The 15,188-nt window shown below is 61.6% G+C and carries 13 protein-coding genes; 8 read left to right on the forward strand and 5 right to left on the reverse strand.

The features are described 5' to 3' along the window. The first annotated feature begins 35 nt into the window (after window positions 1-35). From AB9K37_RS15120 to lexA, 6 genes are all read left to right on the forward strand, one after another. Window positions 36-617 carry an aminodeoxychorismate/anthranilate synthase component II gene (locus tag AB9K37_RS15120; protein ID WP_369840661.1) on the forward strand — a complete coding sequence of 194 codons (582 nt, stop codon included), beginning with the start codon at window positions 36-38 and terminating at the stop codon, window positions 615-617. Next, entirely contained in the window at window positions 614-1,633 is a 1,020-nt protein-coding gene (trpD, locus tag AB9K37_RS15125) for an anthranilate phosphoribosyltransferase (RefSeq protein WP_369840389.1), read from the forward strand. Before AB9K37_RS15120 ends, trpD begins: the two co-directional genes overlap by 4 nt. Then, on the forward strand, window positions 1,630-2,442 hold the full coding sequence (trpC, locus tag AB9K37_RS15130; protein ID WP_369840391.1) for an indole-3-glycerol phosphate synthase TrpC: 813 nt from the start codon (window positions 1,630-1,632) through the stop codon (window positions 2,440-2,442). Before trpD ends, trpC begins: the two co-directional genes overlap by 4 nt. Continuing rightward, a complete protein-coding gene (moaC, locus tag AB9K37_RS15135) occupies window positions 2,442-2,918 on the forward strand; it encodes a cyclic pyranopterin monophosphate synthase MoaC (protein WP_072707043.1) in 477 nt (158 codons plus the stop codon). Before trpC ends, moaC begins: the two co-directional genes overlap by 1 nt. After that, window positions 2,915-4,084 (forward strand): molybdopterin molybdotransferase MoeA, encoded by a 1,170-nt coding sequence (locus AB9K37_RS15140; RefSeq protein ID WP_369840393.1) that lies wholly within the window; start codon window positions 2,915-2,917, stop codon window positions 4,082-4,084. The genes moaC and AB9K37_RS15140 overlap by 4 nt, the downstream gene beginning before the upstream one ends. 72 nt (window positions 4,085-4,156) lie before the next feature. Next, the gene (gene lexA, locus AB9K37_RS15145) at window positions 4,157-4,858 is read left to right on the forward strand and encodes a transcriptional repressor LexA (protein ID WP_072707045.1); all 702 of its coding nucleotides are present in this window, start codon (window positions 4,157-4,159) and stop codon (window positions 4,856-4,858) included. Here the strand turns inward: lexA and AB9K37_RS15150 are convergent. Next, on the reverse strand, window positions 4,852-6,897 hold the full coding sequence (locus AB9K37_RS15150) for a ComEC/Rec2 family competence protein (RefSeq protein WP_369840396.1): 2,046 nt from the start codon (window positions 6,895-6,897) through the stop codon (window positions 4,852-4,854). The genes lexA and AB9K37_RS15150 overlap by 7 nt on opposite strands. 78 nt (window positions 6,898-6,975) lie before the next feature. Here AB9K37_RS15150 and gltX point away from each other — a divergent pair, with 78 nt between their 5' ends. Together gltX and gltA are read left to right on the forward strand one after the other, a co-directional pair. Continuing rightward, complete coding sequence (gltX, locus tag AB9K37_RS15155; RefSeq protein WP_072707047.1) at window positions 6,976-8,379, forward strand: glutamate--tRNA ligase; 1,404 nt, start codon at window positions 6,976-6,978, stop codon at window positions 8,377-8,379. 146 nt (window positions 8,380-8,525) lie between these two features. Further along, entirely contained in the window at window positions 8,526-9,821 is a 1,296-nt protein-coding gene (gltA, locus tag AB9K37_RS15160) for a citrate synthase (protein WP_369840398.1), read from the forward strand. A 74-nt stretch (window positions 9,822-9,895) separates the two neighbouring features. Here gltA and AB9K37_RS15165 read toward each other — a convergent pair whose 3' ends face one another. The 4 genes from AB9K37_RS15165 to AB9K37_RS15180 form a co-directional block, all read right to left on the reverse strand. After that, entirely contained in the window at window positions 9,896-11,617 is a 1,722-nt protein-coding gene (locus AB9K37_RS15165; protein WP_369840400.1) for a calcium-binding protein, read from the reverse strand. Window positions 11,618-11,891: 274 nt separating this feature from the next. After that, window positions 11,892-12,668, reverse strand: a complete 777-nt coding sequence (locus AB9K37_RS15170; RefSeq protein ID WP_369840401.1) for an enoyl-CoA hydratase-related protein — start codon at window positions 12,666-12,668, stop codon at window positions 11,892-11,894. 70 nt (window positions 12,669-12,738) lie between these two features. Continuing rightward, the gene (locus AB9K37_RS15175; protein WP_369840403.1) at window positions 12,739-13,197 is read right to left on the reverse strand and encodes a cytochrome c-type biogenesis protein CcmH; all 459 of its coding nucleotides are present in this window, start codon (window positions 13,195-13,197) and stop codon (window positions 12,739-12,741) included. Then, on the reverse strand, window positions 13,194-15,161 hold the full coding sequence (locus tag AB9K37_RS15180; protein ID WP_369840405.1) for a heme lyase CcmF/NrfE family subunit: 1,968 nt from the start codon (window positions 15,159-15,161) through the stop codon (window positions 13,194-13,196). The genes AB9K37_RS15175 and AB9K37_RS15180 overlap by 4 nt, the downstream gene beginning before the upstream one ends. Window positions 15,162-15,188: the final 27 nt, after the last annotated feature.

Below are 15,188 nucleotides of genomic sequence, written 5' to 3' on the forward strand. Positions count from 1 at the left end.
CAGGGGGCTCTACCCATTTATTCAAAGGTCTGCCCATGCTCTTGCTGATCGATAACTATGACAGCTTTACTTACAATCTGGTTCACTATCTAGGTGAATTGGGCGCAGATGTTGTCGTCAAGCGTAATGATGCGCTGGATGTGCAACAGGCTATGGCGTTGAAACCGGCGGGAATTCTGTTGTCACCCGGCCCGTGCGATCCCGATCAGGCTGGAATTTGCCTCGCCTTGACCGAGGCCGCTGCTGAAACCAAAACTCCCCTAATGGGGGTCTGTTTGGGCCATCAAACGATTGGTCAGGCTTTTGGGGGTAATGTGGTGCGATGCCACGAGATTGTGCACGGTAAGATGGGAGCGATGCATCACACCGGTAAAGGGCTGTTCGCTGGCCTGCCCTCGCCCTTTGAGGCGACGCGCTATCACTCGTTGATTGTGGAGCGCGGGACCCTGCCCGACTGTCTGGAAGTGACCGCAGAGCTGGAGGACGGGACCATCATGGGTCTGCAGCACAAAGAGCTGCCGATTCACGGCGTCCAGTTCCACCCCGAGTCGATTGCCAGCCAGCACGGCCACGCCCTGCTGCAGAACTTTTTGAACGATATGAAGGTACCCGCATGACCGATGCCATCAAGCCGCTGATCTACGCCGCGTCCGAAGGCCCCCTGAGCCGCGCTCAGGCCAACGCGGCGTTCGAGATCCTGTTCGAGGGTCAGGCGACTCCGGCGCAGGTGGCTGGTTTGCTGATGTCGATGCGCGCGCGCGGCGAGGCTGTGTCGGAATATGCGGCGGCGGCAGCAGCGATGCGCGCCAAGTGTGTACCGGTGTCGGCGCCCGAAGGCGCGATGGACATCGTGGGCACGGGCGGCGACGGGATGGGCACGCTGAACATCAGCACCGCGACGGCTTTCGTTGTGGCGGGCGCTGGCGTTCCTGTGGCCAAGCACGGCAACCGCAAGCTGTCGTCCAAGGCGGGTGCGGCGGATGCTCTGGCCGTTCTGGGCATTGAGGTGATGGTCGAAGCGGACGTGGTCGAAAAGGCCATCGCCGAGGCGGGCATCGGCTTTATGATGGCCCCCATGCACCATCCCGCGATGAAGCACGTGATGCCTGTGCGGACCGAGTTGGGTTGCAAGACGATTTTCAACATTCTGGGGCCGCTGACCAACCCTGCAGGCGTGAAGCGCCAGCTGACAGGGGCTTTTGCGGTCGATCTGATTCACCCCATGGCCGAGACCCTGCAACAGCTTGGGTCCGAGAAGGCATGGCTGGTGCACGGCTCTGACGGCACGGACGAGATCGCGATCACCGGCACCACCGCCGTGGCTGCGCTGGAAAACGGCACCATCCACAGCCGTGAAATCCACCCAGAGGATGCGGGCCTGCCCGTGCATCCGCTGAAGGAGATCCTTGGCGGCACGCCCGAGGAAAACGGCAAAGCGATGCTGGATCTGTTTGCCGGTCAGGCGGGCGCCTATCGCGATGCGGTTCTGCTGAATGCGGCGGCGGCCTTGATCGTGGCGGACAAAGCCGCAGATCTGAAAGAAGGCGTCGCCATCGCGGCGGAAAGCATCGACAGCGGCGCGGCCAAACGGGCCGTGGACGCGCTCGCAAAAATCACATCGGGGGCAGCATGAGCACCACCATTCTCGACAAGATCAAAGCCTACAAGCTGGAAGAGGTCGCCGCCGACAAGGCAGAGCGCCCCATGGCAGAGGTCGAGGCCGCGGCGCGGGATGCGGGCCCTGTCCGTCCCTTTGCCGAGAGCCTGATGAAAGCCTCTCGCGAGGGGTATGGTCTGATCGCAGAGGTCAAGAAAGCCAGCCCCTCCAAGGGCTTGATCCGCGAAGATTTCGATCCCGCGACCTTGGCCAAGGCCTATGAGGACGGCGGCGCGACCTGTTTGTCCGTGCTGACCGACACCCCTAGCTTCCAAGGGGCCAAGGATTTCTTGGTTCAAGCGCGCGAGGCTACGAACCTGCCTGCCCTGCGCAAGGACTTTATGTACGATCCCTATCAGGTCGCCGAAGCGCGTGCGTTGGGCGCGGACTGCATTCTGATCATCATGGCGTCGGTCGAGGATTCGCTGGCCCAAGAGCTGGAAGATGCGGCCTTTGGCTGGGACATGTCCGTTCTGATCGAGGTCCACGACCAAGAGGAACTGGAGCGCGCGGCCAAGCTGAAGTCGCCGCTGATGGGGATCAACAACCGGAACCTCAAGACGTTCGAGACCACGCTGGACACCACCAAGACGCTGGCCAAACTGGTCCCCGAGGATCGTCTGATCGTGTCGGAATCCGGCCTGTTCACCCCTGCTGATCTGGCGGACATCGCGCGCTACGGCGCGCGCACCTTCCTGATCGGCGAGAGCCTGATGCGTCAGGACGACGTCGAGCAAGCGACCCGCGATATTCTGGCCAACCCGCTGACCTCGGGGGCCCTCTAATGAGCGGCCTGACCCATTTCGACGCCGAGGGGCAGGCCCACATGGTTGACGTGTCCGAAAAGGCCGTCACCAGCCGGATCGCAACGGCCAAAGGCTGGGTCCGCATGGCCCCCGCCACCATGGAAATGATCGCCGAGGGCGGCGCCAAGAAGGGCGACGTTTTGGGAGTGGCCCGCTTGGCGGGGATCATGGGCTGCAAGAAAACGCCCGAGCTGATCCCCTTGTGCCATCCGCTGCCGATCACCAAGGTGTCGGTCGATCTGGAAATTGATGCCGATCTGCCCGGCGTGCAGATCACCGCGACCGTCAAGACCACCGGCCAGACTGGCGTCGAGATGGAGGCACTGACCGCCGTCAGCACCACCGCCCTGACCGTCTATGACATGGTCAAAGCGGTCGATAAGTACATGGAAATCGGCGGTATTCGCGTGACGCTGAAGGACGGCGGCAAGTCCGGAAGGATCGAAGCGGAATGATCTCTGTCACAGAGGCGCTTGAGCGGTTGTTCGCACTGGTTCAGCCTCTGGCGGCTGAGACGGTTCCCTTGGCAGAGTGCGGTGGCCGCGTGTTGGCCGAGACGGTCCATGCGCAGCGCACCCAGCCGCCCTTTGCCGCGTCTGCGATGGACGGCTATGCGGTGGCGGGCGATGTGGCCTCGGGCGACGTGTTAACCGTGATCGGAGAGGCTGCAGCGGGCCACGCATTCGACGGCGTCGTAGGGCGCGGTCAGGCGGTGCGGATTTTCACGGGCGCGCCTATTCCCAACGGCGCGACCCGCGTGGTGATCCAAGAAGACGTCGAGCGGTCTGGCGACACGATTACCCTGCAGGACAATCTGGACAGCGGTGGGCACATTCGCCCTGCTGGTGGAGATTTCGCGGCGGGCGATCCGATGGTCGCACCCGTCCGGTTGGGGCCTGCGCACGTGGCCTTGGCCGCGGCGATGAACATCCCTGCCCTGCCCGTCCGGCGGCGCCCCGTTGTGGCGATCATGGCGACGGGCGACGAGCTGTGCATGCCGGGCGAGGACCCTGCGGCGGACCAGATCATAGCGTCGAATAACTTTGGCCTGAAAGCGATGCTCGAAGCGCGCGGGGCCGAGGTGCGGATGCTGCCCATCGCCCGTGACACCGAGGACGCCCTGCGTTTCGGCTTCCAGCTGGCCAAAGGCGCGGACATGATCGTGACCATCGGTGGGGCCTCGGTCGGGGACCACGATCTGGTCGGCCCCGTGGCCAGCGACATGGGCATGGACACCAGTTTCTACAAAATCGCCATGCGTCCGGGCAAACCGCTGATGGCGGGCAAATTGGGCGATCAGGTGATGGTCGGTCTGCCCGGAAATCCGGTGTCGGCGCTGGTCTGCGGGCAGCTGTTCCTGTGTCCGATGGTCGATGTGATGCTGGGCCTGTCTGCTGCCCCGCCCGCACGGCGCACAGCGGTTTTGGCGGCTGATTTGGGCACGAACGGCCCGCGTGAACATTATATGCGGGCGGTTGTGGCGGACGGTCAAATCACGGCGGCCGGTTCGCAGGATTCGTCGCTGCTGACCGTATTGGCGGGCGCGAATGCGCTGTTGATCCGGCCTGTGGGCGACGGCCCCCGCGCGGCGGGCGAAACCGTGGAATACATTGCAATTTAAGCAATCCCGTTGACACAAAACGGGAACATCGGTAGAACAAACCCGAGATATGCGAACATCACGGGGCGGAACATGCTGACGAAGAAGCAGAAGGATTTGCTGGAATTCATCCACCAGCGGGTGCAGCGCGATGGTGTGCCGCCCTCTTTTGACGAGATGAAAGAGGCGCTGGATCTGCGGTCGAAGTCGGGCATCCACCGGCTGATTACAGCATTGGAAGAGCGCGGATTCATCCGCCGCATGGCGCACCGAGCCCGTGCGATTGAAATTGTGAAGCTGCCCGATGCCATGGGCGGCTTTGTCCCGCAGGTGATTGAGGGCGATAAACCCGCCGCGCCTGCGCCCGCCCCGGCCCCCGCGCTCAAGGGGATTCCGGTCGAGCGCGGCGATGTGGCAGAGCTGCCCTTGATGGGCCGGATCGCTGCCGGTGTCCCGATCGAAGCGATAGGCGACGGCGATACCAGCGTGGCCGTGCCCGGCATGATGCTGCGCGGCCGCGGCAATCATTACGCGCTAGAGGTGCGCGGGGACTCGATGATCGAAGCGGGCATCAACGATGGCGATCTGGTGATCATCCTCGAGACCGAAGATGCGAAGAACGGCGATATCGTCGTTGCGCAAGTCGAGGGCTATGAAGCGACGCTGAAGACCTATCGCAAGAGCGGGTCTTCGATCGCGCTGGAAGCTGCGAACCCAGCCTATGAGACCCGCGTCTTCCGCGAGGGGCAGGTCGAGGTGCAGGGTCGCTTGGTCGGTTTGATCCGCAGCTACTGATCCGTATCGCGGGCCCGTGTGTTCCAAAGCCGCTGGCCCGTGTGCTCTCTGGCAGATGTGATGGCCAACTGGTCGCCGCCGATGTGGAACGCGAGCGCGCCGGATTTGCGCAGGTCTCTCGGTGTGGTGATCCGGCAATCGCCTGAGCCGAGCGTTTTGTCTAAGTCCTGATCAGAGATCACCCAAGTTTTTCCAGAGCATCCATCAAAGGCGCGGGCTTCGCGTTTGCCTTTGATATGCTGAATGGTCCATGCGCCAGCGTGCCAGACTTGGCCGCTTTGGGCATCGCGCCACCCGGCGCGCGCGGCGGCTTCGGATTGCGATGCGGGATCGCCGTCGTTTTCGAGCCAGACAGAGGCGACGAACCCTGCGCCTTTGGGATGGCTCGGGACGCGGCCTGTGTCCGAGAGGACGGCGACGAGTTTGCCATCGTCTGACACCAGACCCTGCGGGCGAGGCGTTTGGCTCCACAGTAGGCAAGCAGCACCGATGGCGATAATGCCGGCGAGTCGACCGATCCCCTGCCAAATGGACAAAAAGAGCGCACCGCCTGTCAGGAGCAGAAAGGCAGCGGTGTTCGGCGTGTGCACGGGTGTGACCGCGCTCGGCCACGCGGAAACCGTTTCGGCCACACCAATGATCCAGTCGATACCGTAGCCCATGACGACTAAGGCGGGTTTTTCCAGCCCGAACGGCATCAGCACAGCCCCTGCGATCCCTGCGGGCATGACCACGGTGCCCATCAGCGGCGTTGCGAGCAGATTGGCGATCAGCCCGTAATCGGACAGCCGATTGAAATGCGCCGCTGCAAACGGGGCGGTTGCCGCCCCCGCCATGGCAGAAGACAGAACGGAGACCACGATGGCTTGGAGCCAGCGGCGCTTGATCCGCGTGAGATGGGGGCTGAGCAGGTCGAACCCGGCGATCAGACCGGTCGTCGCGGCAAAGGACATCTGAAATCCCGGTCCCGTCAGGGCGTGGGGCTGCAGGACCAAAAGTACCAGCGCGGCGGTGGCGACGGAGCGCAGACTAAACACCCTTCGGTCCGCCATAACAGCGCAGAGACCGACTGCTGCCATGACGAAGGCCCGCTGGGTCGCGACGCTGGCCCCCGACAGCCCGAGATAGGCGGCGGCACAGGTCAGGGCGACGGCGGCGGCAATCTTCTTGGTCGGGTGATAGAGGGCGATGCGCGGGACCAGTGACAGGGTGCGCCGCGTGACCGCGTAAACGAGCCCCGCGAGGAGCCCCATGTGGAGCCCCGAGATCGCGAGAAGATGGGCAAGATTGCTGTCGCGCAGGGCGCGCACCGTATCCGGCGGGACCCCAGAGCGGTCCCCGGCCAAGAGGGCGGCGGCGATGTCCCCGCTCTGACCAGGCAATGCGGCGCGAATGCGGTTCACAAAAGTCTGACGCAGCCGCATCAGAGTAAGGGTTTCGGGCGCAGGATCACGGAGCAGAACTGGCGTCCGCGAATAGCCCACAGCGCCAAGTCGCTGATACCACGCATGGCGGCGAAAATCAAAACCGCCCGGCTCTGCCGGACCCGCGGGCGGCGACAGGTGGGCGGTCAGGATCACCGTATCGCCGTTCTTGGGCGGGGGGCTGGTGTCATCATAAAGGGCGACGCGCACGCGGGAAGGCGCACGGCGGCGATCGAGACGCACTTGGTCCAAGGTCAGGCGCAGCGCGCCAGAGGCGGCACGGTCTTGGAGGATGACGCGCCCCTCGACAGGGCCATAGTACCGCGACGTCAGGACAGGCTCGGCGTGGCGCAACGCCTCTGCCGCGGCAAGGACGTATCCGCCGAGCCCCAGTCCGATGCCGACCACCACGGGGCCGAAATAAACGCCAAGCCACCGGCCGCCGATCACCATGGGCAGGGCTATCAGGCCCATAGCCCACAGGAGCCAGAGCGCTGGCTCGCGCACAGCGGCGAAATACAGACCCACCCCGACCCCGAGACAGACGGGCGCCCATAGGAACAGGGCGCCCTCTTGTTTCAGCCATTCATTGCGGATTGCTGCAGGTGCACGCACTCTTGCCACCCAAATATGGGGTCGATAGACACGTCCCGAACGCTGCACGAACTTTCCTAAGCAAAGGTAAATCCTGTCATGACCTCCGCCGTCGTCACCCGTTTTGCACCCTCGCCCACCGGCTACCTGCATATCGGCGGGGCCCGCACCGCCCTGTTCAACTGGCTCTATGCCCGTGGCCGCGGGGGCAAATTCCTGCTGCGGATCGAGGATACGGACCGCGAACGCTCAACCCCCGAGGCGACCGCCGCAATCCTGAAGGGACTGGACTGGCTGGGTCTGGACCACGATGGCGAACCGATCAGCCAGCACGCGCGTGCCGACCGTCACCGCGAAGTGGCGCTGGAGCTGCTGGACGCGGGCAAGGCGTACAAGTGCTTTAGCACGCAAGAGGAAATTCAGGCGTTCCGCGACGCAGCCAAAGAAGAGGGCCGCAGCACCCTGTTCCAGAGCCCATGGCGCGATGCCGATCCCAGCACCTATCCCGACGCGCCCTATGTGGTCCGTCTGAAAACCGCGACCGAAGGCACGACCGTCATCGAAGACGAGGTGCAGGGCACGGTGAAAATCCGCAATGACCAGCTGGATGACATGATCCTGCTGCGCTCGGATGGTAGCCCCGTTTACATGTTGGCTGTAGTCGTGGACGACTACGACATGGGGGTGACTCATGTGATCCGCGGCGACGACCACCTGAACAACGCGGCGCGCCAGATGGGCATCTATACAGCGATGGGCTGGCCCCTGCCCGTCTACGCCCACATCCCGCTGATCCACGGTCCCGATGGCAAGAAGCTGTCGAAGCGTCACGGCGCGCTGGGGGTCGAGGAATACCAAGCCATGGGCTACCCCGCTGCGGGCATGCGCAACTATCTGGCGCGTCTGGGCTGGAGCCACGGGGACGACGAATTCTTCTCGGATGAACAGGCCAAAGAGTGGTTTGATCTCAAGGGGATCGGCAAATCACCCGCGCGTCTGGACTTCAAAAAGCTGGAGAATCTGTGCGGCCAACACATTGCTGCAACAGACGATGCTGCACTGCTCGCAGAAATTGAGGCATTTTTCAGCGCGACCAATCAGCCCGCTTTGACACCCGAGAAAAAAGAACTGTTTAAAAATGCGCTTTTCTGCCTGAAAGATCGCGCAAAGACCTTCCCGGAACTCATTGATAAAGCTGCATTTGTTTTCGCGGACCGCCCCATCGTGCCCGATGAAAAAGCTGCAAAGAACCTCGACACGGTATCCCGTGGTATACTGTCAGAATTGACGCCGCACCTGCAAAATGCTAGCTGGACGCGTGAGGCGTTGGAGGAGGTGCTGAACCAATTTGCCGAAGCTCGCGAGCTGAAGTTTGGCAAAATGGCAGGTCCGCTGCGGGCAGCCCTTGCGGGTCGTTCGGTCTCTCCTAGCGTATTCGACATGATGATTGTTCTTGGGCGCGAGGAAACTCTTGCCCGCTTTAACGACGCAGCGAACGGCTAAGCCGGAGAAGCTGACCATGAAAACCCTTTCCGGCCTCCACTGGCCGGAAAAAGGGACTAGATAATATAGCGTACCCTGGCCGGACCACCGGCCGACGGGAGGTAGCCCCGGGACCCGTGTCCGAGGGCCTTTCAAGAGGAATGACGATGGCTGATACTACAAAGACCGCGAAGCTGACGATTGGTGAGAACACCTACGATCTGCCGATCCACTCGCCGAGTGTGGGACCTGACGTGCTCGATATCCGCAAGCTGTACGCTCAGGCAGGTGTCTTTACCTACGATCCGGGTTTCACCTCGACCGCAGCCTGTGACAGCACAATCACCTACATCGACGGCGGCAAAGGCGAGCTGCTGCACCGCGGCTATCCCATCGACCAGCTGGCCGGCAAATCGCACTACCTCGAGGTTTGCTTCCTGCTGCTTTACGGCTACCTGCCCACAGCCGCCGAACTGGAAAAGTTCGAGACCACAATCACCCGTCACACCATGATCCACGAGCAGATGCACAACTTCTTCCGTGGCTTCCGTCGTGACGCGCACCCGATGGCGACCATGGTGGGTGTGGTTGGCGCCATGTCGGCATTCTACCACGACTCGACCGACATCTCGGACCCACGCCAGCGCGAGATCGCATCGCACCGCCTGATCGCCAAGATGCCTACCATCGCGGCGATGGCGTACAAATATTCGATCGGTCAGCCCTTTGTGTATCCGCGCAACGATCTGGATTACGCGTCGAACTTCCTGAACATGTGCTTTGCTGTGCCTGCGGAAGAGTACCACGTTGACCCGATCCTCGCGCGCGCGATGGACCGTATCTTTACCCTGCACGCGGACCACGAGCAGAATGCGTCGACCTCGACCGTGCGTCTGGCGTCGTCCTCGGGTGCGAACCCGTTTGCGTGTATCGCGGCTGGCATCGCCTGCCTCTGGGGCCCCGCACACGGCGGCGCAAACCAGGCATGTCTGGAAATGCTCAAGGAAATCGGCAGCCCCGATCGCATCCCCGAATTCATCGCCCGCGCCAAAGACAAGAACGATCCGTTCCGCCTGATGGGCTTTGGCCACCGCGTCTACAAGAACTTTGACCCCCGCGCGACTGTGATGAAGCAGTCTGCTGACGAGGTTCTGGAACTGCTGGGTGTGGAAAACAACCCGATCCTCGCCACCGCGAAAGCGCTGGAAGAGGCGGCCTTGGCAGACCCCTACTTCGCAGAGAAGAAGCTGTTCCCGAACGTGGACTTCTACTCGGGCATCATCCTCGAGGCGATGGGCTTCCCGACCTCGATGTTCACCCCGATCTTCGCGATGTCGCGGACCGTGGGCTGGATTTCGCAGTGGAAAGAGCAGCTGTCGGATCCGCAGATGAAAATCGGCCGTCCCCGTCAGCTGTACCTCGGCGAGACCTCGCGCGACTACGTGGACATCGAAGAGCGCTAATCGCGCTCTCACCCTTAGACATAAAGAAAGCCGCCCGTTTCGGGGCGGCTTTTTCGTTGGTGCGATGTGGGGGCTTAACCAGCAATCGGCTCCAGTCCGATCGCTGCGGCGACATTGAAGTCAGAGGGCAGCGGCTGGTTGATCTGCGCGAAGGCCACGCCATCGAGATAGATCATGGTCCCCTGCTCGTCTGCGTCCAGTTCGGTGGTGATCACGGGCGCAGTATCGCCCTCGTATTTGATCATCAGATAGTCCTCGTACGGGTCAAATGCGCGGATTGCGATCACGTCGTCGCTGTCCGCCGTCTCGACGAGGATCAGGGCATCAGCGCCGTCGCGGCCATCGATCGTGTCACCGCCGCCAGCAATCAAAACGTCGTTGCCTTCGCCGCCTTTGATAAGATCAAAGCCCTCGGTCGAAATGGTGTCGTTATCCATCGGGACATCGATAATGGTTTCGTCCTCGCCAACATCGAAGCGGACATAGCGCAGATCCGCACTCGTGCCGTTCAGCAGGTCATCGCCGGTGTCGCCAAAGATCGTGTCGTCACCCGTGCCGCCGACCACTTCGTCGTTGCCGGAATTGCCATCCATGGTGTCATCGCCCGCACCGCCAGAGATAAAGTCGTCTCCGGCATTACCAAGAAGCAAGTCATCACCGTGTTCGCCGTAGAGCGTGTCATCCCCTTGGCCCGCGTAGAACGAGTCATCCTCACTTCGGCCCATAAAGAGGTCATCGTATACGGAACCGAAGCGTTCATAATCAGGTCCGAATGTTTCCACACCATTCTCAGGCACGAACAGGCCAGTTACGACGACATCATCAAGGGTGAAGCTTTCATCCGCTCCATCAAGGCGCATCACCACCTTGCCGTCATCGAGAAGTTCGGCATAGCCATCCTCGTAATTGATCGAGAGGTCAATGCGGGCATTCGAGGTAACCGTATATTCGATAATATCCACGCCGGGCTTGAAGTCGGTGATCACCGCCGGTTCATCCCCGTCCACGAGGAACTCACGAAGAACGCTGAAGGTGTCCAAGCCTTTGCCGCCCGTCGCGGTATCGTCAGACCCAATGAACAGGGTGTCGTCGCCACCGTCGCCATAGACTTCGTCCGCGCCGCTGGTATCTGTGTCACCGATCCAGCCCAAGAAGGTCCGCACGTCAATTTCCGTGCGATCGGCCAAGGCTTCGAAGGCTGCGGCCTGATCTCCGGACCCTGCCGCGATGATCATATCATCCCCTTGTTCGCCGACCAGGACATTGTTGCCTTGGTTGTCGATCAAGGCATCGGTCCCATCGCCACCCCATAGGGTGTCGCTGCCACCGCCGCCGAGCAGAGTATCACTCTGTCCATCACCGTAGAGCGCATCATCGCCACCAGCGCCATACAGCAAGTCTTCGCTGCGGCCGCCAGCCACGAGGTCATCGCCCTGCCCACCGTTCAAAGTATCCTGCCATTCCTCGCCAGAGACAACATCATTGCCACTGCCCCCGAGCAGCAGATCGCCGCCCTTGCCGCCCTCGAGGCTATCGCTACCGTCACCGCCTCTGATTTCGTCCGCGGCATCCGTCCCGACAAGGTATTCATCCAAGGACACGGCCACGGTGTCCTCGCCTTCGGTCGGGTCTACATTTTCCGTCTGGTCTTCACCTACGGACGAGTCGGCCTCGGTTTCGACTTCGGGGGCTTCTGCTTGCACCTGTTCGTCGGAGTCGTCGTCTGAATCGCTGTCCGTATCGTCATCAATGAAAGCCGCGTATGCGCCATAGCTCGCCAGAAGCGAGAATAACATAATTCCAATCATTACTTCGCACCAAATTCTTGAACGCCTGAAACCGACGCTTCACTTAAAATGGCGGGATAATTCCCACCTGACCCCTGTCAAGATTTTGGCAATTTTGTGGCAAAGGCAAGTGATGTTTCACTCATCATTGCCAGTTCGGGTCAACCTCGGAAAGAAAACCACCTGCAAGTCTTTGATTAAATGAAGTTAACCAATTTTAGAAATGTAGCCGGAGCGAACATGACATCCGCTCTGGCTTTTCGTAATTATTTCCAAATTAAGTTCAACGACCCTCGTAAGACGCTGGTCGTTTCTCAAGAAAGGCTAATACACCTTCTTTGAAATCACGGGTGCTGCCGCAAGCGCCTTGAAGCTGCGCCTCGAGCAAGAGTTGTTGTTCTAAGTTGTTGTCCCAGCTGCCGCGGAGCGAGGCTTTGATATGCTGATAGGCCACCGACGGACCACTACCCAATTTGGCCGCGCGGGCGCGCCAGTGGGCGTCAAAATCGGCGTCTGGGACGGCCTCCCAGATCATGCCCCATTCGTCGGCTTGGCGGGCGGTGATCGGCTCGGCGAAGAGAGCTGCGCCCATGGCTTTGGCTGCGCCCATCTGGCGGGGTAGCCAATAGGTGCCACCAGCGTCAGGCATCAGGCCAATGCGGGCAAACGCCTGTAGGAAGACGGCGCTTTCGGTGGCAATCACAACGTCAGCGGCCAGCGCAAGGTTGGCCCCTGCCCCTGCTGCCGTGCCGTTGACGGCGCAGATGGTCGGCACGGGGCAGTCATAGATCGCTTGCAGCATCGGCACGTATTCATCGCGCAGCACACGCTCCAGATCCAGAGCGTTCAGGGTGCCTGCGTCGGACAAATCCTGACCGGAACAAAAGGCCCGCCCTTCGCCTGTCATGACCAACGCCCGCGCGTTTTTGCCCGCGTCCTTGACCGCTTCTAGGATCTCGGCGCGCATCTGCGAGGACAGCGCGTTCATCACGTCCGGACGGTTCAGGGTCAGGACTGCGATGTCGTCCGCAATCTCGTAGCGAATTGTCTGGAATTGCATGAAAGGCCTCCTCTGCTCTCTGGCCCGCATCAAAGCGGAAAGCCCGAGAGCAGGAAAGAAAAACCCAGCGTCAGTCCTTGAGGATTTCGCTGAGACGCGCTTCTTCGTCCGCGCTCAGGCGATCCTCGGCCGCTGGTTTGGCGGTGGCGCGGCCGCGCACGTAAAAGAAGGCAAGGATCAGGGCGATAACCGCCATGATCGGGCCTGCAAGCCACAGGAGAATATTGGAGCCGCGCGTGGTAGGGTTCAGCAGGACGTATTCGCCGTAGCGGTCCACCACGTAGTCCACCACCTCTGCGTTGGTGTCCCCTTCGAGCAGACGCTCACGGACCAAGAGGCGCAGATCGCGCGCCAGTTCGGCGTTCGATTCGTCGATGCTTTCATTGCGGCAGACCAGACAGCGCAGACCGGCCGAAATGTCCCGCGCCCGCTGTTCCATCGCGGGATCGGGCAGGATTTCGTCGGGCTGAACAGCATAGGCCATGGGGGCCGAGAGGATCAGCGCCAATACGAGGATCAGGCGTTTCATTCTGCGGGCACTCCTTGGACAGGTGCCTTGCGGGCACCAGCGGCGACGCGGTATCGGCGGTCCGTCAGGCTAAGCACACCGCCCACAGCCATGATGATCGATCCGAGCCAAATCCAGTTCGCCAGCGGTTTGATATAGGTGCGCACGGCCCACCCGCCATCGGACTGCGGATCACCGATCACGACATAGACGTCGCGCAGCAAACCACCGTCGATTGCGGCCTCGGTCGTGGGCATCTTGGCGACGGGATAGACCCGCTTTTCCGGATAGAGGGTCGCGATCTCGCTGCCATCCTGCGACAGGGTCACGTCGCCCATGGTGGACAGGTAGTTCGGCCCTTTGACCTCTTGGACGTCGTTCAGGACCAGCGTGTAGGCGCCCACGTCAAAGGGCTCGCCCAATTGGACTGTGCGGATGTCCTCTTGCTCCCACGCCATCAGACCAGAGACACCGATGAAGGTAATACCAAGGCCGGCATGGGCGACCGCTTTGCCCCAGTCGGCGCGCGGCATACGGCGCAGGCGGCCAAAGCGGTTGGCTCCGCGTCCCGTCCGGCTCCATAGATCCATCGCAGCGCCTGCAACCATCCAAGTCCCCAGCAGCAGGCCAATTGGACCCAGCGCAGTTTTGCCGGTTTGCAGCGCATAGGCCAGCGCGGCAACAGCAACGGCCAGCACCAGTGCGGGCACCAGATGGCGACCCACACGGCCCAGATTGCCACGCTTCCACGGGAGGATAGACCCGAGCGGAAGGATCAGCCCCAAGACCACCATGAAGGGCGTGAAGGCCATGTTAAAGAACGGCGCACCGACCGACAGTTTGCGGTCAAAGAACATCTCGGCCACCAGCGGCCAGATGGTCCCGATGAACACCACGAACGCCGACACAGCGAGCAGGATGTTGTTGGCGACCAGCGCGCTCTCGCGGCTGACCATGCCAAAGACACCCTTCGCCTCCATCACATTGGCGCGGGCCGCGAACAGGGTCAGCGCCCCGCCCATGAAGAACGCGAGGATGAACAGGATGAACACACCGCGCTCGGGGTCATTGGCGAACGCATGGACCGAGGTCAGCACGCCCGAACGCACGATGAACGTCCCGATCAGCGAGAAGCCGAAGGCAAGGATCGCCAGCAGGATGGTCCAGCTTTTCAGAGCTTCGCGCTTTTCGACCACGATGGCCGAATGCAGCAGCGCCGCACCGATGAGCCACGGCATGAAGCTGGCGTTTTCTACGGGGTCCCAGAACCAGAAACCGCCCCAACCCAGCTCGTAATAGGCCCACCAAGAGCCAAGCGCGATACCAATGGTCAGGAACACCCACGCGGCCAGCGTCCACGGACGGACCCAGCGGGCCCATGCGGCGTCCACGCGTCCTTCGATCAGGGCGGCGACGGCAAAGCTGAAGGCCATACTCAGGCCCACATAGCCCAGATACAGGAACGGCGGGTGGAAGGCCAAACCGGGGTCCTGCAACAGCGGGTTCAAGTCCTGCCCGTCAAAGGGCGGCACCGCGAGACGCAGGAACGGGTTCGAAGTAAAGATAATAAAGGCGAAAAACGCCACAGAGATAGCGGACTGCACGGCCAGAACGCGGGCCTTGAGCGTCGGCGGCAGCTGCCCGCCAAACCAAGCGGCACACGCACCGAATAGCGTCAGGATCAGCACCCAGAGCAGCATCGACCCTTCGTGGTTGCCCCACACTCCGCTGATTTTGTACAGCATCGGCTTGGCCGAATGGCTGTTCAGCACCACGAGCCGCAGGCTGAAATCCGACACAACAAAGGCATGGGTCAAAGCGGCAAAAGACGCAGCCGTCAGCAGGAATTGCGCGACGGCTGCGGGTTCGGCCACGGCCATCCAGCCGTGCCAGCGTTTATGGGCGCCAATCAGCGGAACGATTGCCTGAACGATGGCAACCAGAAAGGCGAGGATAAGGGCGAAGTGTCCGAGCTCTGTAATCATGCGCGGATATTAGGCGTTTGGCGATGC

Origin of the sequence: Donghicola sp. XS_ASV15 (assembly GCF_041224595.1) — a bacterium.
Classification (GTDB): domain Bacteria; phylum Pseudomonadota; class Alphaproteobacteria; order Rhodobacterales; family Rhodobacteraceae; genus Donghicola.

Excerpts from the sequence above, each read along its gene's own strand:
- gltX (WP_072707047.1), top strand. The coding sequence starts at position 6,976 with ATGACCTCCGCCGTCGTCACCCGTTTTGCACCCTCGCCCACCGGCTAC.
- gltA (WP_369840398.1), top strand. The coding sequence starts at position 8,526 with ATGGCTGATACTACAAAGACCGCGAAGCTGACGATTGGTGAGAACACC.
- trpC (WP_369840391.1), top strand. The coding sequence starts at position 1,630 with ATGAGCACCACCATTCTCGACAAGATCAAAGCCTACAAGCTGGAAGAG.
- AB9K37_RS15175 (WP_369840403.1), bottom strand. The coding sequence starts at position 13,197 with ATGAAACGCCTGATCCTCGTATTGGCGCTGATCCTCTCGGCCCCCATG.
- trpD (WP_369840389.1), top strand. The coding sequence starts at position 614 with ATGACCGATGCCATCAAGCCGCTGATCTACGCCGCGTCCGAAGGCCCC.
- AB9K37_RS15140 (WP_369840393.1), top strand. The coding sequence starts at position 2,915 with ATGATCTCTGTCACAGAGGCGCTTGAGCGGTTGTTCGCACTGGTTCAG.
- AB9K37_RS15180 (WP_369840405.1), bottom strand. The coding sequence starts at position 15,161 with ATGATTACAGAGCTCGGACACTTCGCCCTTATCCTCGCCTTTCTGGTT.
- AB9K37_RS15170 (WP_369840401.1), bottom strand. The coding sequence starts at position 12,668 with ATGCAATTCCAGACAATTCGCTACGAGATTGCGGACGACATCGCAGTC.
- AB9K37_RS15120 (WP_369840661.1), top strand. The coding sequence starts at position 36 with ATGCTCTTGCTGATCGATAACTATGACAGCTTTACTTACAATCTGGTT.
- AB9K37_RS15165 (WP_369840400.1), bottom strand. The coding sequence starts at position 11,617 with ATGTTATTCTCGCTTCTGGCGAGCTATGGCGCATACGCGGCTTTCATT.
- moaC (WP_072707043.1), top strand. The coding sequence starts at position 2,442 with ATGAGCGGCCTGACCCATTTCGACGCCGAGGGGCAGGCCCACATGGTT.
- lexA (WP_072707045.1), top strand. The coding sequence starts at position 4,157 with ATGCTGACGAAGAAGCAGAAGGATTTGCTGGAATTCATCCACCAGCGG.